We start from the raw sequence: 21,051 nt of genomic DNA on the forward strand, positions 1-21,051 counted from the left end.
TACAAGGGTGGTTCAGAGTGGTCAGGGATTGTAATGGTTGTTCTAGAGGAAATAGATAAAGACAGAGTCCGAGAGCATGCAGAAAAAATCTTAGCAAGCCGGTACTTTTCGAATTCAACACGTCAGCAACGATTTCTTAAATATTTAGTCAGTCAATCCTTAAGTGATGACGCTCCATCTCTCAAGGGCTATACGATTGGGATAGAGGTTTTCGATAGAGAACCAGACTTTGATCCTGGAGTGGATTCCATTGTCAGGGTTGAGGCCACTCGAATTCGAAACAAGCTCAGGGAATATTACGAAAAGGAAGGGGCTCAAGATGAGGTTCGAATCCATTTTCGAAAGGGCACATATAAACTTGAATTTACTATTGGCTCACAAACCCCGGAACGGGTCACTCCAGAAGAAAATACTGAACCAGAAACCATATCAAGTAAACCATCTTTAGTTGTCCTTCCTTTTGTATCAATCGGTCCAGATAATTCCCGCGACTACTTTGCCGATGGCATAACTGACAGTTTGATCTCCCTGCTGGCGAGGTTGTCGGGTTTGTTCGTTATATCAAGACAATCTGCTTTTACTTACAAGGATACTCTTAAGACATCCAATGAAATTGCTACAGAATTGGGTGTTCAATATTTACTAGAAGGCAGCCTCCAACACGCCGGTGATCGTGTTCGAATAGCTGCTCGTTTGGTCAATGCTGATAATAGCTCACACATTTGGTCAGAAAGGTATGATTGTGACCTGACAGATATATTTGCTTTACAAGACGAAATAACAAAGCAGATAGTCGATGCCTTAAAAGTTCAATTGACAAGGAAAGAAGATAAGCTCTTTGGAGTTAAAGCAACAAATAATATTGATGCTCACGACATGCTGTTGAGAGCTGTTGCTATCTACTATAAGTATTCAAAAGAGAGTACTGAGCAATCAATAGAGCTACTTCAACAGGTTATAGAGCTGGATGAAAACTATGTTGCTGGACACGCATGGTTAGCCCGGGCGTTGTCATTTATGTGGTCAATGCACTGGTGCCGAGAGCGTTCAATATTAAATAGGGCTATTGATTCTGCAAGTAAAGCGCTTGAACTAGATCCCCAATCGCCATATGCAAACTCGGTTATGGGCTGGGTATTGATGTGGCGTTTGGATGAGGCTTCATCGATTTCGTACTGTAAAAAAGCCGTATCGTTAGATCCAAACAATGCAGAAGCTCTGTTGTTTCTGTCTATGACTCTATCTTCTGCTGGCCTGGGCGAAGATGCTCTGGAGAGCGCAAAAAAAGCGATGCGCTTCACACCAACCTCCGCACCGTTTTATCAGTACGCCTTGGGTAATGCTTATTACGTGCTCAAGGAATATAAAAAATCATTAGACGCCTATGAGCATGGCATTAAATTAAACACCAATTTTTTACCAAATCATTATGGGCAATTATGTGCCTTTGAACGATTGGGTAGGCAGGAAGAGATTACTAAAAAGTTGGTAGCTTATGAACAACTCAGAAACCTTATTGAGTTGGCTGACAATCCAATTTGGACCAGTGATGAAATTCTCACAGAAGTAAAGCAAATACGAAAAAAACTGTTTGCTGAAAAATGAGGATTTACTCTTGATGAGAGTCAGTCTCAGATGGTGAAAAGAATTAATGTGATGAAGTTAGCCTTGTTTATTCTTGCACTTGTAATAGTTGCTGGCGGTTTTGCAATCTTCATTGAAGTGCAAACTTCAGCAAAAACTGTCTATGCTGATGATGATTCTTCCCATCCACTATCTGATATTACTGATGAGGAGTTTTATGAAATCCAAGCAGAAATTGCAAGATTAGAAGCTGAAGCTGCGAAGTTGATCGAAGAGGGTCAGTCGACAAATGAGGAAAAACAGGGGGTAGAAGAATAGTCAATTTGGCTCTTTCGATTGTTCTTCCTTGTTAGAATCCGTTGTATCTTCAATTTCCTCTAACTCCGTCTTCATGGCGGATTCTGCTTCATTTTGATCTTCAATAGCTTGTTGTAAGGCATCATCCATGTCTGTTGTTCCTGGCTCATTAGCCATTAAACCCAGTGAGACAAGTGCCAGAGATAGTGTAAGTAAAAATTTCATACTATATTCCTTCTATCTACTGAAAAAATAGTAGGTTTCAGGTTTTCTTTAAAGCATTAGTCACGCTTAAATTTCCATTTTCCAAAAATAGTATTCCCTTCTTTAAAACTCTCACAAGGTTACATTTAGATGTAACGGTTTCTAACTTCACGTCATACGTCTCTTTCAACATGATTTAGTCATCCACCTTGACTCGCGATTAGTGAGCGAGAATTTGAGGGCTGCGAGGAGAAATGATGTGACTACACATGAGCAACAAGAGCATTCAGACTCAAATACCGTAAGGTCCTCAGTGGTTGACGGTTTGACGATGCTAAACCTAGCAAAGACCCTGGCCTTGTTAATGAATGTATTCATGCTTTTGGGATGCGACAGCGCCGAGACTGTTGAAATCAGGCCACTAGAGAGCAACTTGGGATGGCTAGTTGGAACTGGCAACGATAAAGGCGTTTTCGACAACCGCGTGTATTCGGATGATTGCTCGTCATTTGAGACTGGCTTCTGTTATCAGAAGCTCAAAGAAATTATCTACACGGCGGAGAATATTGATCTCGACCAGTTGTGGTTTGAGCAGTTGAAGAAAAAACGCTATTACAACGAGATCAAACGGGTCACGATCCACGCGGATACGGTTAATATCAGACACAACATCGCGCTCCCTTCTCGTGATATTGAGATTTTTGCCGAGAACATTCATATCTTTGATGGAGCGCAGCTCAATACAACGCCTCTCCATGCCACAACACATACGCTCGTTAGCGCTTACGAGCCGATTGTGACTTACTCCTTGGCATACCGAAAAGCTGTTATGAAGTGAGGCATAGCCCGTCTGAGTGTGAATACACCATCGGAGAACGGGGTGAGAATGGTGGAAACATCACGCTTTCAGCCAACACATTAAAAGTTATCTCATGGCAAAATGATGATGCCAAGGCGCTGGAGGCCAATGGTGGTAGGGCCTATTCCGGTTATTCAGGGGTGTTCCCCATCAACAGTAGCATCAGAGGTCTTTCAAAAAAAACACTCAACAGCTTTCATCATGATCTTCTTGATGAACGAAGTGCATTCGATGCGTTGAATACGTTTTGTGAGATTGACTATGGAGAGGCAGCCCCAACTTATGCGCCGTATTCAAGGATGGCTAAACTCCGAGACGTTATCCAGATTACGCCCCACAATTTCAAGAAAACTGAACCACATTACCAGAAAGTGGTGAGCAACGACGCCGAGCTGGTTCAGGCGCGTTACAACATCGGCGCCATCAACCTCCAGGAGGGGAATAGCATTACGCCTTTGCTTTACGCCGAGGAACTGCAAAAAACAATTAACGATGCCGGCGTACCATCCTATCGTCTAACCCCAGGGTCAATCCGAGCCCCTATCTTTCCATCCAGTAACACAGATATCGCCGATAAAGGTGATGGCGGGACTATCCATTTAAAAATCGACACATTCTATGTTGAAGGCGTTCAAGTCAGTGCTGCGGAGTGGATTAAAGGTCACACATCAACGCTCCCTGGTGGCCAAACATCACCTCAGATTCTGGCAGTGTTTGATGCCCTATCAGAGCAGAAACTCCAGCAGAAAAGGTGCTTGCAATGGATGCGTATCGTGAAGCACTAAAAACATTCAACCCGGACGTGCCGGTCTTGTACAGCGTCACGCTCAAAAAGCATCTAGATGGCAGGATCTCATGCCGCACCCAAGTTATCGAGGAAACCCTCATTAAAGACGAAGTGCGTTTTGATGTCAGATACGCCAATACCGGTGCACCCAATTTTCTGGATCGAACAAGCTATGCAGGCAAGCACGGACATGTGGAGCACGAATTTAACTCCATAATGGGATGGGTCCGAGCTGCTTTGAGGTAGTTGTGCTGGGAGCGGTTTTAAGAATCAATTCAGCGGCCCCTTGGCAGATGCTAACAACAATGTGAGATAGTCAAATGAGAATATACTGGCTTATATTGCAAAACACTGTGACGGTTTTAGGGCTGCTTATAGCCACAGGGTGTGCCTCGATCACTGAAACGGTAAGCTCAACGATTGATTATGTCACCCCCGATCCAGGTCTGGTAGAAGTCGATTATGTCGCCCATTTTGGCGAAAAGGACGGTATAGAGCTTGAAGTTTTTGACCATCGTTTTTTTGTCCCAGAGAGAGCGTTATCGCTGCCGGCGCTGTTTACGCTTACCACTGACGATGATTATGAAGAAGCCTCACTCCGGCTCCTGAGGGATAAGGCGTTTAACCAGTCATATAAAGATATAGAAAAACTGGCCTCGGCTGCGAAGTTCACACCTTACCTTGAAGCCAAGCTATTTGCTGCCTGGGCAAACAAGTTGTCAATCAGCAAATCGGTATCCAACCTTGTCTTGTTCACTGCGATGAAGAAAAAAGGTTACAGAACACTTTTGGTCTCATCACTTTCTCAACAAGAGGTGATGATTGCGACACATAGAAGACTCCTCTTATCAACCTATTTCCTTACAGATGACAACACTGGAGAGCCGTATGGTCACGCGTATCCGATCTTGGCCAAATACCCGGCCAAATTTGACACCAGCAACAGCCGGGTCGTGATTAAAACCCAGAACATGAAGCCCTTAGACATCTTTGCCGGTCTGGACACCTTCACTAATCACAAGCGTTATGAAAAAGTCAGGACCAGGCAGGTATCTTTTTTCTACAAAGGTAAGCGCTTGCGTATAGATCTGGACTACTCTGTGCCTGTCTCCCAATACCATTACCGCCTTCCCCCTATAGACTACGAACAAAGTGGTGACTACATCACCAAATACACGGTGTTTGATGCCTTTACTGGAAAATCAATGAGGGCAGCGGTGGCAGAATATGTCGATGACCCAAATAACAAATTAGAAGTCGCGCGCTTTTTGCTAGCAATGACGCAGTATGGCTTTGAATACAAAACGGATGATGAATACTACGGACATAGTCACCCCGTGTTTGCGAAAGCCATGCTGTTGCCCAGGACAGAGGCCTCTGATTGTGAAGACAAAACCTTTTTCTTTAACGCATCAGCAAGGCTGTTCGGTATTGAGACTGCTATTGCTCTGGTGCCTGGGCATATGTTTTCACTCATAGCGCTACCTCCACCCAGTAATGAAAGTCATTTTTTTCAAGGTCGATGGCTCGCGGCGGAGGCCACTGGGAGAGGCCATTCTCTTGGAGAGGTGTATTCCTATCTCGAGGGAATAACTCCAGAGATATTTTTAGAGTAACAATTTGAAATATTTCCATCAGATCAGTCATGCTCTAAAGCTTATAAGCCCTGAGGCCTTGCAATCTAACAGGTGTTACTTCCTGGTGTAACTGTTACTAACTTCTATAGACATGGAACATCGAGCAAGCTAGAACTAAAACCAGATGAAGAGGTAACCATGAAAAACGTTATTTCGAAACCGTTGGCCACTGTAATGCTTTCGTTCTTATCACAGACTTCTAGTGCTGAAATTCTTGACTATTACGAGTGCCATCAAATCTCCAGTTATTATCATGAGACCCTGCCAGGACTCATGGCTGATGTTCACCAAGCATACGAAAACTATTCTGGAACAGCTTACTCCTCTTATCTGGAGCACTATCAATATTTCAGTGATCGTAAAGAAAAACTAATAGATGAACTAGAAGATGGCGGAGCAAGTGACTGGATGCTTTATAGACATCATGCCGCTCAGTACATTCAACAAGCGTCAATGGCCTCACTGTCAGCGCTGAGTATTACAAGCCCGATTTACGGTCCTTTTGTGTCGATAGTGGGTATGTCTCAGTCATTAATGGCTGAGGATCTTGAAGGCATATTTCTCAATTCTCTGGGTATTACTGGCGTCAATGTCATTGCAGGATTAACAACGGCACGTGAAATGGTTACTTCTGCCGCCTCGATGCAAGAGTTTGAGAGTAAGCATGGTGACTTGCGGCAATTTCTACTGGATCGCTTTGAAGCGGTTGAATATCAACTTCAGCGAGCAGAAAGCGCCATGGACGCCCATGAGAGAGTGACTGAGGTTCACCTTCTTCAACAGACACTTTCAGCCTATTTGGTCAACTACTGCGCTAATTAGGGGCCAAGCCCATGTCTTCTTTTATCAGACCAATCGGATACAGACTCGTCAATCAATCTGACAGAAATGGGCCTGAGGTGGTGCTGGCTACTCGTATTTTAGAAAGCTGGCTTTTAAAGCCTCTTGTAGCTAAACATTTAATAAGGAACTCAGCTATGAGCAGTGTAAGTAAATATCTTTTAATACTGTCCCTCATCCTTTTGGCTTTGGGTTCGCGAACCGTATTTGCTGCCAGTGTTGTGGGCGTTAGCAGTTCTTATGACTTCAAGTTCAATGCACGCGTCAGTCTCGGTCATGATATTGACGTTCCTGTTTACATGGATGAGACCAGTAAGGTCGATGATCATAAGATTTTCAAAATATTTGTTATCCCGCCTGTGCTGATTGACTGGGATGGGTTCCAAGCCAAATATGAAAGACTCTGTCCCGCGAGCGAACAGGAAAAAAAAGTCGATTTTAAATATCCTTATTCGTTAATCAGCAAAACGCTGATTCAGCAAGTCAATGAACAGTCTAACGCGTGGCTAAGTGACTTGTTCGAAAATGCCAACGCCGTCTACCCAGGGCACACCCATCAGAATATCTCTAACATTCCGTACTATCAGTACACGCTTTATGCCGGCCGGTACTTCAAATCTGCGGGGATCATCGTCGACCAGTTCCCTCCCGAGCCCAGCGGTGTTTCCCTTCAGTCGTTGCCGTCAAACCCCATGCTGTATTTCGAGCAGATCGCTTGTGTGGATCTTAAAGAGATCATAGATCACAGAGAGATCAGTGGAGAAATCGCGATCAACAATAAAAACTACGAAGTGGACACGGTCGCCTTCAGCGTTGCTCAATTTCTCAATTCTGATGTCGTCAATGACTTAACCCGAGAAGAAAAGCAAATAGGTCGAATCAGCAGCTCAAGTGACTCTTCTTTTGGCGGAATCGCCATCAATCTGGGTGGTGGTAGTGGTCTTAGCCTGGGGGGAGGCGAAAACCATCAAACCCTCGATGACAGCCGGCAGCGCCTGGTTAATTCAGTCGCCTTATCAAAAGCCTTACGTGACTTTACATCAAGCGCCAGCTATACCGCGACGATTGAGTCAGACGCGGCATTTCACTTCAATTCATTAATGACCATGGTAAAAGACGTGTTGCCCAGCCAACAGTTGACTTACATGCTTGGTGATGATGGCAGCTTGACCTTCACAAATGGCGAAGCTAGCCACGTGCTCTCCAGTGATGAAGTGAAGGCTGTTCTAAAAAACCAAAGGGACATCGATATTGGGGTAAAGGATGATCAGTCTTTTTCAGTGGGCCCTCCTGCTACAAACAAAAAAAGACCTAAACAACCTGGTTTATCCGCCTCTAGAGAACGAAGTGTCGAGACAAAAACCAATGATGAAGCGGAATTAGATCTCGAAACAAATGTGCCCAAGTCAATTACCTTATACACCGTTGAAAAAGGAGAAATCAGGAAAGCCATTAATGGGTTGATAACGATCAGGCGATTAAAGAATGTCAAGGGCGAAGTCTTACCCATGCCAACCCCAAGAACCTACATGGTGAGCGTTGAAGAAGATGCTCAGACGAAAAAAATCAAAGAGCTGGAAGATCAGAATCGACAGTTGGATCAGACAGTCAAAAATCTTTTGAAACGACTATAAATCAAAACGAGGGCTCTCAGTTATGAAAATTGTATTCTCAAGTTTAGTGGCGGCAACTCTTCTTTTGACTGCCCCGGCTTTTGCGGACTGTCTCAGCGAACATATGGACAGACTCACTTCACAGGAGAGAAACGTAACCGTGAATTATGGTTTGTATTGTAAAGGAGGAGCTTGGAAGGATTTCAAGGGGTGTGTTGGCAGGGAGAAAAAAAATGAAACAAAAACTTTTCATCCAGAAAATGGATGGCTAATTGAGAGCTCCGAACTTACGAATACGAAAAACCATAACAGAGCCAGCGCAGCCATTATCTCTACATCTAACAGCAGTGTGCAAATAGCGCTGGCATGTGATGCACATGGTTGTGATCGCAGCAACAATCATGCTGAAACAAAGACGACCTTAAATGTTGCACTGAAAAGAATAGTCACCGGAGAGGATTATCAAGCCGTCCGGGCAGCTTGTGGGTTGGATTGAGAGTACCTGTCTTTTATAAGCTTGCTTTACTGGCGACATCATAGAACTGATTTGCTCAGTGCACCAAGCGTCGCTTGGTGCACTGAGCTAGCTACGATACCTGAAGATGCAGCGCATTCTCAATGAGCAGTTTTAGATGACTAGCAAGAGCGGTAAGTTTAGGTTGAATAGCCACCAACTTTTTAGACACTGATCAGCCGTTTATGAAATCGGTTTTCAAACTCTACAGGCGACATCTGATTATTGAAACTATGTCGTCGTTTTGAGTTATAAAACATCTCGATGTAATCGAAAATGTCATTTCTCGCTTCCTGTCTCGTCGAATAGATTTTTCGTTTAACTCGCTCACGTTTGAGTAACTGAAAAAAGCTCTCTGCAACCGCATTGTCATGACAGTTTCCACGCCGACTCATGCTGCCTTCCAGGCCATGTGCCTTTAAAAATGCGCTCCAGTCATGGCTGGTGTATTGGCTACCCTGATCGGAATGCACAGTGACAGGAGTCACCGGGTTTCGGCGCCAGACAGCCATAAGCAAGGCATTCAGCACCAGTTCCTTAGTGATGCGGGATTGCATCGACCAGCCGACGACTCTCCTGGAATACAAATCAACAACAACCGCCAGGTAAAGCCAGCCCTCATGAGTTCGTATATGCGTGATGTCCGTTACCCAGGCTTCATTGGGCGTGGCAGGACTGAACTGTCGTTTTAACCTGTTTGGTGTGACGATGTGCGGCTTACCTTTTGATGAGCGAGGTTTTCTGTACCCAACCTGCGCTTTGATGCCTGCCTGCTTCATCAGACGCAGCACGCGGTTCGGGCCACAATGTTCACCATATTCGCGTAGGTCGCTGTAAATCTTTCGATAGCCATACACCGCACCGGACTCTAGCCAGAACTGTTTAATAAGCCCTGATAACCGCTAGTCGGCTATAGTTCGGCTTGATTTGGGTGTTTTGAGCCAGGAATAAAAACCACTGGGGTGAACATCAAGCAATCGACATAATTTCCTGACCGGCCACATACGCTGGAATCGCTTGATAAAGGCGTACCTCACTCGGGGTGACTGGCGAAGTACGCCGCGGCTTTTTTTAGGATGTCTCGCTCTTCTGTAAAGCGTTTCAGTTCTTTTTGGAGGCGCTTTATTTCTGCATCAGCATCCGCTTTTTGCTGAAAATGCGGTGCTTCAGGATCGTACTTCTTGATCCAGGCGTAAAGGCTATGTGTCGTGACGCCAAGTCGACGTGATACATCAGCTACTGAGTAACCACGATCAGTGATCTGACGAACGGCTTCGATTTTAAATTCTTCGGGATAACGTTTGTTGCTCATTTGCACCTCTCTGATTGCCATTTTGAATGGCTGAAAGGTGTCTAGCAAATTGGTGGCTATTCATATGGTCGTGCAAGAAAGATATTGGTTATCCGGCTTACCACAATAGTTGGTGAGAGTAATTGAGGCTTTGGTTATAGGTATGCAGAAATATATATGTAGTTTAGTTATTTAGCCATGAGCTATAGGCTTGAATGTCTATCATTGGAACGGTAGCACTGAGCTGAAGTTGTGAAATCAATTTGAATAAAAATGCGGTCGCGGGCTTACCTCCTGCGTGAACTGTATAATCATTTGCATCATAGCTTGAATGAAAATATCCATGCGCGGCCAAACAGCCAAAGTCAAGTTTTCCATCACCCTTTTCGCTTTTGAGGGCAGTGAGCAAGCTATTTCCGATAGCAGGACTCCAGTCGCTTTCGAAAGTTAGTAGCCCACCATAAATTGGTATCAATGGCTTAGGTGGGTATGTTCCACCTGCATATGGAATGGGCAAGCTAGTGCGGTGTAATCTACGCACGCTTTGGACTTTCTCTTGTGCATATTTGACATGATCAAGGTTGGCAGACTGTTTAGCTTCAAAGACGGCATAGACACTTTCCGCAGGAATAATGATCTGACCTTCAAAATGAAAGATGAAAGGGGTGTACTGCCTATCATAAATAACTACATCTATTTGCTGGCTAAAATTGTTTTTGCTATCAACAACATGTGCCTTATCAGCTTTGTAGCGGGAAGGGAGATATTTGTTGAATAGATCGATCCAAACAGTTTCACTCGCATCACCCTTTGTACCTGGATGCTTGATTGTGCTTCGAACAGTCTCTAGACGCCGCTCAATGTCATCGTGCAGGCCTGATAAAATACTCTCTAGCGACCAGTCGCTCATTCCATGTCCTTTTCATTACAAAGTATGTTGCTTTCAGAATTTGTATTGGTATCTTCTATTACAATGTTACAAGCGAGCTTATGACCAGAAGCCAAGTAGGTTCTGGCGCCAATTTGAATGCTTGCCTGCACATCGAGTTTTACAATAACGAGTACTAAGAAATTTACGGCTTCGCCTTGTTCGGAGAGGAGGTTGTTCATAGTTATCTCGTCCTGAATACTGGGCCAAGCTGGAGCGTTCGGATGAGAATGCCATTCACCAAGATAGTTATAGAGTAGAGGATTACCACCAATTTTTTGGTGAAGCGTCAGTATTTTCCTTCGTGCGCTACCTCCGTGACGCCTGAACGATGTTGCTGTTCCTCTCCAGAATCGTTGCGGTGCCGCATCCAGTATACGGAAATCACCTATGTCAACCTGTTCACCGAAGAGAACACCACCGATCTCTGTGCCATCTGCCCGCTCTAGAGCTTCAAGCCATTGGTCAAGAATCTCTTTTGGTATCCTCAGTCTCACTGCTCAAGTCCTGGAATAAGGATTGAATAAACGCTGACTCGCTTCCGGTGTCTTGTCCAATGCAAAAGGGTAGACGAATAGGCGCATTAACAACAATTGGACGAGTATCAAAAGGTCCCTTGAACATCCATCCACGCTTCAAGCCGATGAGGTACGAATGTTCGTCATAGCTCGAGGGCTCAGTGTCCATCAGTGAGTCTAGTGTAAAGGCGACTATATGTGCGGAGAATACTGAAACATCTGCATCGCTAGCTTGCATAAGCTCTGTTTGACCGATAGACCCGTCGTAACCACGTCCGGCAGCAATTGGTGGGGCTTCCTCTATAGTTTTGTAATACTGATTAACAGCTGAACGAATGTCATAGGGTGAGGGATCTTTTCCAACTCTAGAGCGTGCTATTTCTCCACCTATGCCACCAGCATAAACTGCTCCCCAGACTAGTGTGCGATTATGGTGAATACACAGGTCTGCAACATGGTTAAATACATCAGGATTTGCAGATGCGTCTATAATTAGATCGCAGGATGCAAGCGCTTGACTTACATTCGCTGCTTCTTGAGAGGATATTTGTGCGCCTATGGCGCTCCTCCAGGTGCGACTCTTGACGCCGCGATGAATAAATTGAAGACGATCTGCAATCAATTCAACTTTGTGCTGACCAACATCTCGCCAGTCACCTTCATGCCGTTCTAGATTACCTATGTGTAGAACGTCCCCATCTACAAGTTCAAATTGACGTACGCCTGATCTTGCGAGAGAAATTGCGATTTTGGAACCGAGAGATCCAAGGCCTACGATACCCACCTTTTTCGTTTTGAGTGTTGCATGATTAACGCCACTTCGGTTTGCATCAAACGGTGCTAACACAGTGGTGAAACTCATCAAATCATCATCATCTTTGAAGTGGCTTATCAACGTTAAGCCGCTATCAGAACTTTTTAGCAATACAGACCAATTAGTATCACTTCGGAAACCCTCTCTATCCCCCAAAATATTCCACAGTTGTTTGAGCGTTTTTATCCCTTGTAACTTAGTTGTCGAGGTATTGGTGATGTAAATAGTGCCATTTTGTACTACACATAACTTCCTTAGGGCTTCTGGGGTTAACAAAGGCTTTGTATTTGCCGCCTCACCGCCAATTGATAGAAGATGTGCAATCATAGATCTGCCGCTGCGATATTCGATTCCAACTTCAATAGGCAGACGGTCCAGGTTGTCATCGTTAAGGACTAGGCGTGCAACAGGATCTACATAAAAGCGTTTTAGCTCGGATCTGAGTGATATTATTTCAGGTACATCATGTGCGGAAGGTGCATGAACGGCTTCACCATTTTCACTTTCTGTTTCAGCTTCTAAGAGACGACGTGCACTTTCAATCATATTGGAGCCAGTAACGTCTGGCGTCCAGTTGTCATTGCGGATGTCAAGACATAGTTCACCACCTTTCCCATATTGGTGGCCAGATAGTCTTGTTTCGCTATCTGTAGGACGAATACTTGGAGGACCTGCGGGAAATGTGTTGTGATAAGTTAGATTTAGTGAAAAGGATCCACGTGTGATATTGATGTCGAATATCAGATTTAACTGTAACTGCTTATCAACAAACCATCTCGGGTTTTGAAACCATTCTGCGTCGAGCGATTCTATAGCCTCTCGCTCCTTTTTCAATCTCGATTGTTCCGTCAACCACCACATATCATCAGGCAAACTTTGCAGGCCGTTCCGTCGGTGCTGCTTCAGTTCCAGTAAAGCTCAGGGGTGACATCGTTATTGCTGAACTTTTGGTAGAGTTGGTTGACTGTTTTGGTTTTGGGAACCGTTCACCGAAGATTTTGCGCCAATATTCACATGCTTTTTCTTCATCGTCTTCTTTGAGGGCTTTTGCTGAGTTGTCCCTGTGCGTTTTGACCTTGTCGTAATATGCACAGAACTCTTCATCCGTAACACCAGATAAAATATCCCCTCCAGGGACTGCGGGATCTTCAAGAACCGGACATATGCTGAACAAGCGATCATCTTCATACAAATCAAGAAAGTTTTGACACCAATCATGGAATAGCTGACCGTAGTGAGTCTCAATTTCACTGATGTTTGGAGCGATGAATGCTTCCAGTGCAAAACTTTTAGGGTGTCGCGATACGGTCTTGTTATGTCTACGAGCCCATTTAACCATTCGAGTCAGCGAATTAAATCGCCCTGAACAACGCTTATTTTGTTGTGCTGACCAGTTTGTGTGCTCTTCTGGATCGGTTTTGTACCATTCACCAGTTATACGATTGCCGATACGGTACAAGGCATCGTGCTGTCTCTCCAAAAGAGGTGAAACATCAAGGTCAGCTTTGTTCATTGATAAGGCGATCGAGCACCGATTCCGTTTAAGTGAGGTAATGCCAAGATCTTTGCGTGCTCGATTGAGGGCCGCGTATATCTCATCCATAAGATCTGATGGATCTGAAAATAAAGGACTACCATCCACAACGACATACAGATCCACGTCAGGCCGTTCGGTCGAGCCATTTTTTACTCTTGGCCTTATAGCCGTAGAGCGCTTATAGGAGCCGCCTAGAATGATTCGTTTGATTTTGTTCTTGAGTTCATCGTCATTCAAAAGCGCAGTGCGCACGTCCTTGTGAGCACTTTGACAATTCGAGACAGTAGTGTTGCTCGGTGTGATGTCTTTGATGAATTCACTAAATCTAGCATTAGGTGTCATTTCATGGAGCCTACCTAGTGGTTGATTTTGATCTCTGCATTTTATGGTCGTAAAATTGCATCTTATGGTCGTCCCTACAGGCTTTTCGTTTAGTCCCATTTAAGGCCAGCACCAGTCTGATACTCGGTAACCTTGGTCTCGAAGAAGTTCTTCTCCTTGCGCATATTGGCTTGTTCCTCAAGCCAGGGCAGGGTGGCGTCTGCGCCGGGGAAGGGTTCGGCAAAGCCAAGTTGTTTGGCGCGCCGGTTGACGACGTAACGGAATTGGCCGTGGTGCATTTCTTTTGAGTAACCTAAGATAGGGTCACGCAGAATATAGCTGGAGTAAATTTCTTCAGCGGCATCGGCTTCTTCAAACATCTGCTGGATTTTTTTCGGGTCCAGTTTGACGTTTTCTTCTTTGATGATTTGTTTGCAGACCCGGATACCGAATGCGGCATGCATGACTTCATCACGCATGATGTATTGCAGCTGTTCGGCAGTGCCTTTCATCAGGCCACGACGTTGCAGGGCGAAGATAGGCGAAAAGCCGTTATAGAACCAGGCGCCTTCAAATATGCCGGCAAAAAACGCGTAAGACATGACGAAGGTTTCCAGTTCGTCACGGTCACGCAGATCAATATCGCTGCGCAACACGGTATTCAGGCGGTCATTGGCAAATTTAATCTTTTGATAAATTTCCGGTACCACGCGGTAGCGGTTGTAGATTTCTGCCTGATCCAGGCCAATGGTTTCAATACAGTGCTGGTAAGTCCAGGTGTGCAGTGACTCTTCGTAAACCTGACGCGCCTGATAGATTTGCAACTCGGGTGCGGCCATTTTTTCCATGACTGCCAGACCGATATTACGCATGGCGAGAATATCGGAGGTGGTCAGGTAAGACAGCACGTTTTCATAGACGTGACGTTCTTCCATCGTCAATTTATGACGATAGTCGTGAACGTCCTGCGCCATGTTGATATCCAGCGGCGTCCAGTGGTTTTTATTGGCATTTAAGAAAAATTGCCATGCCCACGGATATTTGAAGGGCGCCAACTGGTTAATGTCGGTTTCGCCATTAACAACGCGTTTGTCATCGACATTGACCGGTTTGGCATTAACCGGCGGCAATTCGCTGACGCTGGCTTTGGTAGGTACCGGCGTGTCCAGTTCGTTGGCTGCTTGGACATTGCTGGCCGGCGCGGTTGCCGCCGGTTCGCTTTGTTCTTGCTCAGGTTTCGCCGCTGGAGCGGTGGAGAATGGATCGTCCCAGTTAAGGTTCATTGGCAGGCCTCGCAATCTGGTTCCAGAATTGAACAGGCTTTCGGTGCATCCTGACCTTCGCCTGAAATAAAGTCATCTTCGGTTTTGCCGACCGGTTTTAAGGTTGGCGGTGCAGCGGGTTTCGGCGCACTGGTCGAGTTAGGCGTTGCGGCGGTTTTTTCCTGACCGGTGGCACCCATCGAACGCAGGTAATAGGTGGTTTTCAGGCCACGTACCCAAGCCAGTTTGTACAGGTTATCCATTTTCTTGCCCGAAGGTTCAGCCATGTACAGGTTGAGACTTTGCGCCTGATCCAGCCATTTTTGACGGCGTGAAGCGGCTTCAATCAACCAGCGGGCGTCCATTTCAAACGCAGTGGTGTAGAGCGATTTCAGCTCATCCGGCACACGATCAATCGATTGCAGGCTGCCATCGTAGTATTTGAGGTCGTTAATCATGACCTCATCCCACAAACCGCGATCTTTTAAGTCACCCACCATGTACGGGTTGATAACGGTGAACTCACCAGACAGATTCGATTTGACGAAGATGTTTTGGTAAGTCGGTTCGATGGACTGACTGACGCCACAAATATTTGAAATGGTCGCTGTTGGCGCAATGGCCATGGTGTTCGAGTTACGCATGCCTTGACGTTTGATTTTGTCACGCAGCATATCCCAGTCCATGGTTTTGCTATCGTCTTGTTGCAGGTATTCGCCACGGGCTTCTTGTAACAGTTTGATAGAGTCGATTGGCAAAATGCCTTTGCTCCACAGGCTGCCGTCATAAGATTGATATTTACCACGTTCTGCTGCCAAGTCAGAAGACGCTTCAATCGCGTAGTAACTGACGGCTTCCATCGAGTCATCAGCAAATTTAACGGCTTCTTCTGAGGCATAAGGCACACGCAGTTTGTACAGCGCATCCTGGAAGCCCATGATGCCCAAGCCGACCGGGCGGTGCAGCAGGTTAGAGTGACGTGCTTGCGGCACACTGTAGTAGTTGTACTCGATGACGTTGTCGAGCATCCGCATAGCTGTGCGGATGGTTTTTTGCAATTTCTCTTTATCCAGTTTGCCGTTTTCGTCAACGTGTTTGACCAGATTGACCGAGCCGAGATTACAAACCGCAATCTCTTTATCAGAGGTGTTGAGTGTGATTTCAGTACACAGGTTAGAGCTGTGGACGACGCCAACGTGCTGCTGTGGGCTACGGATGTTGCAAGGGTCTTTAAAGGTCACCCACGGATGGCCTGTTTCGAACAGCATGCCCAGCATTTTGCGCCATAAATCGACGGCTGGCATACGTTTGAAGTTGCGAATTTCACCCCGATCCGCTTTGGCTTCGTATTCGGCATAGGCTTTTTCAAACGCCAGACCGGTGAGATCATGCAGATCCTCGACTTCTTCTGGTGAGAACAGGGTCCACTGGGCTTCTTCGACGACCCGCTTCATAAACAGATCCGGAATCCAGTTGGCGGTATTCATGTCATGCGTACGGCGACGATCATCACCGGTGTTTTTACGCATATCGAGGAATTCCTCAACATCAATATGCCAGGTTTCCAGATAAGCGCAGACTGCACCTTTACGTTTGCCGCCTTGGTTAACAGCAACCGCTGTGTCGTTGGCCACTTTCAAAAATGGCACCACACCTTGTGATTTGCCGTTAGTGCCTTTGATATGGGCACCGAGACCACGAACGCGTGTCCAGTCATTACCCAGACCACCAGCAAATTTAGACAGTAGGGCGTTGTCACGGATTGCACCGTAAATACCACTGAGATCATCCGGTACTGTTGTCAGATAGCAAGACGACAATTGTGGACGCAGGGTGCCTGAGTTAAACAGCGTGGGGGTCGAGCTCATAAAGTCAAAGCTGGACAGCAGGTTATAAAACTCAATGGCGCGGGCTTCTCGATCGATTTCGTTGATCGCCAGCCCCATCGCGACACGCATATAGAATGCCTGAGGCAGCTCAAAGCGGGTGCCGTCGTGATGAATAAAGTAACGGTCGTAAAGTGTTTGCAGGCCGAGATAGGTAAACTCAAAATCCAGTTCAGGTTTTAGGGCTTTACCGAGTCGATCAAGATCAAACAGGGCGAGTTCGGAGTCCAGCAGTTCGTGTTCGATAGCGGTGTGGATATAGGATTTGAAGTAATCCGGATAAATCTCCGCCATTTCACTTTGTTTCGCTTGTTTGTGCGTTTTGTAAACAAAGCTGAGGGCTTCTCGACGGATGCCGTCCATTAACAAACGTGCAGCTAACGCACTGTAAGCGGGGTCTTTTTCGATAAAAGTACGTGCACCCATGACCAGTGCTTTTTCCACATCACTGGCTTTCACACCATCAAACAGGTTGCGCTGTGTATCGCGCATGATGACGTCACGATCAACTTCAGCCAGTCCTTCACAGGCTTCGGTGATTAAATCATGCAAACGGTCAATATCGAGTGGTTGGCGTGAGCCATCAGCAGCGGTGATATGCAGGGTGGTTTCGTTGGCAGGTTTCGGATGTCTTTTTTCTTCTTCAGCACGTTTTTCGGCTTGTTTTTCACGATAAAGTACATACGAGCGGGCGATTTTGTATTCGCCAGCACGCATCAGCGCTAATTCGACTTGATCTTGAATATCTTCGATATGCACTGTGCCACCGTCATCCAGACGGCGCAGCAAGTTTTCAGTGATCTGTTTGGTTAGCTCTGAAACCGTTTCATGGATCCGTCGGCTATTTTGGGCGGCGTCGCCTTCAACGGCCAGAAATGCCTTGGTCATGGCGACGGCAATTTTACTGCTATCAAAGTCAGTGACTTTGCCGTTACGGCGAATCACGTTGTAGCCAGATTCGGATGCGGATTGGGTGTATTGTGCTGCTTCACTCGCCATAAGAATATCCCTGCATTGTCTGAAAAGTCGATTTGCCACAAACCACAATAAATTGTGGTCGAAATAAGATTGAACCACAAGATAATGTGTTTTTGAAAGTGGTGCAAGGGGATAAACTGCACATAAATTGTGCATGATTTGTGGATAACTTAGGGGGGACTATCGGGTAAGGTAGAGACCATGCGCGATCCCTGTTGCATGTCTCTTTTTGGTGCGGTCTGAAAAATTTTTTTTGCAGGGTCGTTTTCGCTGCGTATTGACTGCCGCAACGAAAATCAACTCAAGCTGAGGCGGATAAATTTCAGATCGTTTCGGTGATGCTGACTGCGCGACTACTCAGGATTTGTTTTGCCTGATTGACACCATCTCGGTTTTCGGCCTGAACAACAATGGTCCACTTATTATCAGCGCTGGCTTCAACAGTTTCTGTGATGAGCGGATCATGATCTGGGCGAAGGGAAATCGCACCCGCAATCATCATACCTATCATCAGACCGACAAAACCGAGTGCAAAATAAGTTGCGCCAGGGTTTGATTCAGTAAAAGTCGGACCAGCAGTAATCAAAATGCTGGCTAAAATCAAGCCGGCTAACAAGCCTACCACGCCCAGCACACCATGTGATTTGAGGATGGTGCCAGCAATACCAGGACTGTCTGGCTCAATTTTATGGCTTAAATTAGCGTCATTTGGCTGAATGATATTGATAACATCCTGAGAAAAAAAGCCGGATTGTAGTAACGCTTTTTCTGCAGCACGGGCATCGGTTTCGTTATTAAAAACTGCCGCAATTTTGCCGGGATGTGCTTCATCAATCAGATTGACGTCCATAAACTTGCCTCAAAATTTAAAACACATAGTAACAATGCGGATTGTATGGTTTTTTTCAAGGCGTAATTTAATTTTGTGATTTATATCAAATGGTTGTTAAGTATACTTGACTCTATGTTTAATAATTATTCTCATTATCAGCGATTACTAACCTGGAATACGCCGACTAATTGACCTAATTGTTGTGCGGTATTTCTGACAGATGCCGAGCGTTGTTGCAGCGCATCAACCGCTTTTTGTAATTGCTCAGCTGAAGCGCCTACCTGACGTGCGGTATCGCCATGAACATGGCTGTTATGGTCCATTTGTTTGATACTGGCAAAAATCTGCTCAACAAGCTGGTGTAATTGGTTGTTTTCTGAACTGTTTTGTTCTGTTCTCTTCAGATTGAAATCAACATTTTCAACGCCGCTTTCCATGAATTTAACGGCATCCTGAGTCTCATGTTGCATGCCTTCAATCATTTTTTGAATTTCATCGGCTGAATTCGCTGTACGCGATGCCAGATTACGCACTTCGTCAGCGACAACCGAAAAACCACGGCCATGTTCCCCTGCGCGGGCAGCCTCAATAGCCGCATTCAGTGCCAGCAGATTAGTTTGATTGGTAATGTCGGTAATGACACTAATAATATTGCCGATGTCAGCAGTACGGCTGTTCAGGGATTTAACAGCGGTGGCGGTTGTTGCGACAACGTCACGTATTTCCTGGGTACCACTGCGTGCCGCTTCATATTGCGCGCGGGCTTCTGCCACGACATCATCCATAGCGGATTTCATGGCTTCAGCGGTGGTAGCTGTCTGGCTGATGTCCTGAATCTGCTCATTGATTAGCCCCAACATTTTACTGATGGCATCCGTCACTTCATCTGATACTTGGCAGGCTTCCTGGTTAGTCGTCAACATGGCTTCGTTATTGTCACGCACATCATGACTGGTGCGAATGACTTGGCCAACAATGCCATCAAGGTTATCAATGAAGCTATTAATCCATCGCCCCATATCACCGGTTTCATCATTAGCTAACCGGTTGGTATCTAATCGCTGGCGAAGATTGCCTTCACCTTCGGCAATTTCCTGAATAACGCGGGTCATCTGGTTGAGTCTGTTTGCCAGTTTTTTGGTCAGGCTCTTACGTAAAATCAGCGCCATAAGGATTAATGCCGCGACTGATATCCCATCAATGGCCAATTGTGGCAATGCAGTAAAATAATGCAGGGCACTGTTACTCGCCAAAAGAACAGCCATGCCGGTGACAAAGCCTTTTAGTAAGCTGAAGTTGACACTGCGGCGTCGATAAACCTCTTCAAGATCACCTTCACACATCATGCCCCAGCGATCTTTTGAACCTTTTAATTGAAAGGTAACCCCTTTACCGATAACCGGAATATGTCGATAGTCTGAATAGGCGGGGTAGGTGACAAACAGGTTTTGACCGTTTTTGATCGTTTCACGAACACCGGGATGTAACTGGCCTGTCGCTGGATCGGTAAAGCGAATTTCAAATTCTGTATGGTTTTGGATGCGAACCGTACCGAATTCAGTGTGAATGCCGCTTTTTAGATTTTCGCCATGAGAAAAGGTGTCATCTTCAAACCGGGAGCGTGACAAGGCGATGCCTTGCTGCACATTCGGATCGAATAGTGAGTTGACCATGAAAATATAGTTGTCACCGGATTCTGGGTAGATATGGCCAGCTTCCCGCTGAATCAAATCGCTCATGACATCATTAGGAACCCGTCCACAGAGAATCGCGACAGTCTCATTGTCGACCCGAATGGGTTGGTAAAACATCAACGTGACTGCATCATGAAATTTGGAGATTGAGGCGCCAATCTGCAACGTTAAGGGATCAACATACGGACCATGTAAGAAGATATCTTCCAGTCCTGCATTGACGGCTGCTGGATTCAAATCCTGTTGGCCAATGTGTCCAGCGAAGGTGGAGTAGCGCACTTTGCCATCGGGGTTTACTAAAAATAGCTCAGAAAAATCTCGCAGCCCCGCTAACTGTTGTTTGAGATATTCACTACCGGTTTCCGGCCATTGCGTGCTGATACGCTCAGCCATCTGGCCAAGTTGTTGCCAGAGATATTCGGACCATTGTTCGAGTAATTTGACCCGTGTCGCGGCAATACCTTCAAAGGTATGTTCTACATCGCTGTAGGTGTCCTTGTTTAAAAAACAGCTCCATGCCAGTTTCAGTTTTCCATTAGCGCCAAACCAGGGCAACCAGTTGCGTTCAGAGCGACTTAGGTTCATTTGCTGACTTTTAAGCTGTAGTGACATGCGGGGTTCTCATAGTAGATATTGCGAAAAACAAGCAAAACTC

General features: G+C 45.7%; 18 protein-coding genes and 1 pseudogene. 9 read left to right on the forward strand and 10 right to left on the reverse strand.

The window, feature by feature from the left end; genetic code table 11:
• Positions 1-33 precede the first annotated feature (33 nt).
• Together Q7C_RS12490 and Q7C_RS12495 are read left to right on the forward strand one after the other, a co-directional pair.
• A complete protein-coding gene (locus Q7C_RS12490) occupies positions 34-1,605 on the forward strand; it encodes a tetratricopeptide repeat protein (protein ID WP_014705147.1) in 1,572 nt (523 codons plus the stop codon).
• Positions 1,606-1,656: 51 nt separating this feature from the next.
• On the forward strand, positions 1,657-1,902 hold the full coding sequence (locus Q7C_RS12495) for a hypothetical protein (protein ID WP_151194772.1): 246 nt from the start codon (positions 1,657-1,659) through the stop codon (positions 1,900-1,902).
• Here Q7C_RS12495 and Q7C_RS12500 read toward each other — a convergent pair whose 3' ends face one another.
• Positions 1,903-2,106: a hypothetical protein gene (locus tag Q7C_RS12500; RefSeq protein WP_041366743.1), complete on the reverse strand. Its 204-nt coding sequence runs from the start codon at positions 2,104-2,106 to the stop codon at positions 1,903-1,905. It abuts the gene before it with no gap.
• A gap of 238 nt (positions 2,107-2,344) precedes the next feature.
• On the opposite strand from Q7C_RS12500, the gene Q7C_RS12505 reads away from it, so the two are divergent.
• From Q7C_RS12505 to Q7C_RS12530, 7 genes are all read left to right on the forward strand, one after another.
• Complete coding sequence (locus Q7C_RS12505) at positions 2,345-2,923, forward strand: hypothetical protein (RefSeq protein ID WP_041366744.1); 579 nt, start codon at positions 2,345-2,347, stop codon at positions 2,921-2,923.
• On the forward strand, positions 2,920-3,729 hold the full coding sequence (locus Q7C_RS12510) for a hypothetical protein (protein ID WP_014705151.1): 810 nt from the start codon (positions 2,920-2,922) through the stop codon (positions 3,727-3,729). Before Q7C_RS12505 ends, Q7C_RS12510 begins: the two co-directional genes overlap by 4 nt.
• Positions 3,705-3,977 (forward strand): hypothetical protein, encoded by a 273-nt coding sequence (locus Q7C_RS13635; protein WP_151194773.1) that lies wholly within the window; start codon positions 3,705-3,707, stop codon positions 3,975-3,977. The genes Q7C_RS12510 and Q7C_RS13635 overlap by 25 nt, the downstream gene beginning before the upstream one ends.
• A gap of 74 nt (positions 3,978-4,051) precedes the next feature.
• Positions 4,052-5,347: a hypothetical protein gene (locus Q7C_RS12515; protein ID WP_014705152.1), complete on the forward strand. Its 1,296-nt coding sequence runs from the start codon at positions 4,052-4,054 to the stop codon at positions 5,345-5,347.
• A 159-nt stretch (positions 5,348-5,506) separates the two neighbouring features.
• The gene (locus tag Q7C_RS12520) at positions 5,507-6,190 is read left to right on the forward strand and encodes a hypothetical protein (protein ID WP_041366745.1); all 684 of its coding nucleotides are present in this window, start codon (positions 5,507-5,509) and stop codon (positions 6,188-6,190) included.
• A gap of 11 nt (positions 6,191-6,201) precedes the next feature.
• Positions 6,202-7,842 carry a hypothetical protein gene (locus tag Q7C_RS12525; RefSeq protein ID WP_014705154.1) on the forward strand — a complete coding sequence of 547 codons (1,641 nt, stop codon included), beginning with the start codon at positions 6,202-6,204 and terminating at the stop codon, positions 7,840-7,842.
• 22 nt (positions 7,843-7,864) lie between these two features.
• Entirely contained in the window at positions 7,865-8,317 is a 453-nt protein-coding gene (locus tag Q7C_RS12530) for a hypothetical protein (RefSeq protein ID WP_041366749.1), read from the forward strand.
• 182 nt (positions 8,318-8,499) lie between these two features.
• On the opposite strand, the pseudogene Q7C_RS12535 reads toward Q7C_RS12530, so the two are convergent.
• The 9 genes and pseudogenes from Q7C_RS12535 to Q7C_RS12580 all read right to left on the reverse strand — a co-directional run bounded on the left by Q7C_RS12535 (position 8,500) and on the right by Q7C_RS12580 (position 21,008).
• Positions 8,500-9,647: pseudogene (locus Q7C_RS12535) on the reverse strand (IS3 family transposase).
• A 163-nt stretch (positions 9,648-9,810) separates the two neighbouring features.
• Positions 9,811-10,536 carry a DUF6602 domain-containing protein gene (locus tag Q7C_RS12545; RefSeq protein ID WP_014705157.1) on the reverse strand — a complete coding sequence of 242 codons (726 nt, stop codon included), beginning with the start codon at positions 10,534-10,536 and terminating at the stop codon, positions 9,811-9,813.
• Positions 10,533-11,051 carry a Mov34/MPN/PAD-1 family protein gene (locus tag Q7C_RS13405; protein WP_050954412.1) on the reverse strand — a complete coding sequence of 173 codons (519 nt, stop codon included), beginning with the start codon at positions 11,049-11,051 and terminating at the stop codon, positions 10,533-10,535. Before Q7C_RS13405 ends, Q7C_RS12545 begins: the two co-directional genes overlap by 4 nt.
• On the reverse strand, positions 11,020-12,747 hold the full coding sequence (locus Q7C_RS12555) for a ThiF family adenylyltransferase (protein ID WP_014705158.1): 1,728 nt from the start codon (positions 12,745-12,747) through the stop codon (positions 11,020-11,022). The genes Q7C_RS13405 and Q7C_RS12555 overlap by 32 nt, the downstream gene beginning before the upstream one ends.
• A gap of 4 nt (positions 12,748-12,751) precedes the next feature.
• Positions 12,752-13,765 (reverse strand): nucleotidyltransferase, encoded by a 1,014-nt coding sequence (locus tag Q7C_RS12560; RefSeq protein WP_151194774.1) that lies wholly within the window; start codon positions 13,763-13,765, stop codon positions 12,752-12,754.
• 89 nt (positions 13,766-13,854) lie between these two features.
• Positions 13,855-15,027 carry a ribonucleotide-diphosphate reductase subunit beta gene (locus Q7C_RS12565; protein ID WP_014705160.1) on the reverse strand — a complete coding sequence of 391 codons (1,173 nt, stop codon included), beginning with the start codon at positions 15,025-15,027 and terminating at the stop codon, positions 13,855-13,857.
• Positions 15,024-17,891, reverse strand: a complete 2,868-nt coding sequence (locus Q7C_RS12570) for a ribonucleoside-diphosphate reductase subunit alpha (RefSeq protein WP_014705161.1) — start codon at positions 17,889-17,891, stop codon at positions 15,024-15,026. The genes Q7C_RS12565 and Q7C_RS12570 overlap by 4 nt, the downstream gene beginning before the upstream one ends.
• A gap of 301 nt (positions 17,892-18,192) precedes the next feature.
• On the reverse strand, positions 18,193-18,720 hold the full coding sequence (locus Q7C_RS12575) for a hypothetical protein (protein ID WP_014705162.1): 528 nt from the start codon (positions 18,718-18,720) through the stop codon (positions 18,193-18,195).
• A gap of 137 nt (positions 18,721-18,857) precedes the next feature.
• Entirely contained in the window at positions 18,858-21,008 is a 2,151-nt protein-coding gene (locus Q7C_RS12580) for a methyl-accepting chemotaxis protein (RefSeq protein WP_014705163.1), read from the reverse strand.
• Positions 21,009-21,051: the final 43 nt, after the last annotated feature.

This window comes from Methylophaga frappieri (genome assembly GCF_000260965.1).
Classification (GTDB): Bacteria; Pseudomonadota; Gammaproteobacteria; order Nitrosococcales; family Methylophagaceae; genus Methylophaga; species Methylophaga frappieri.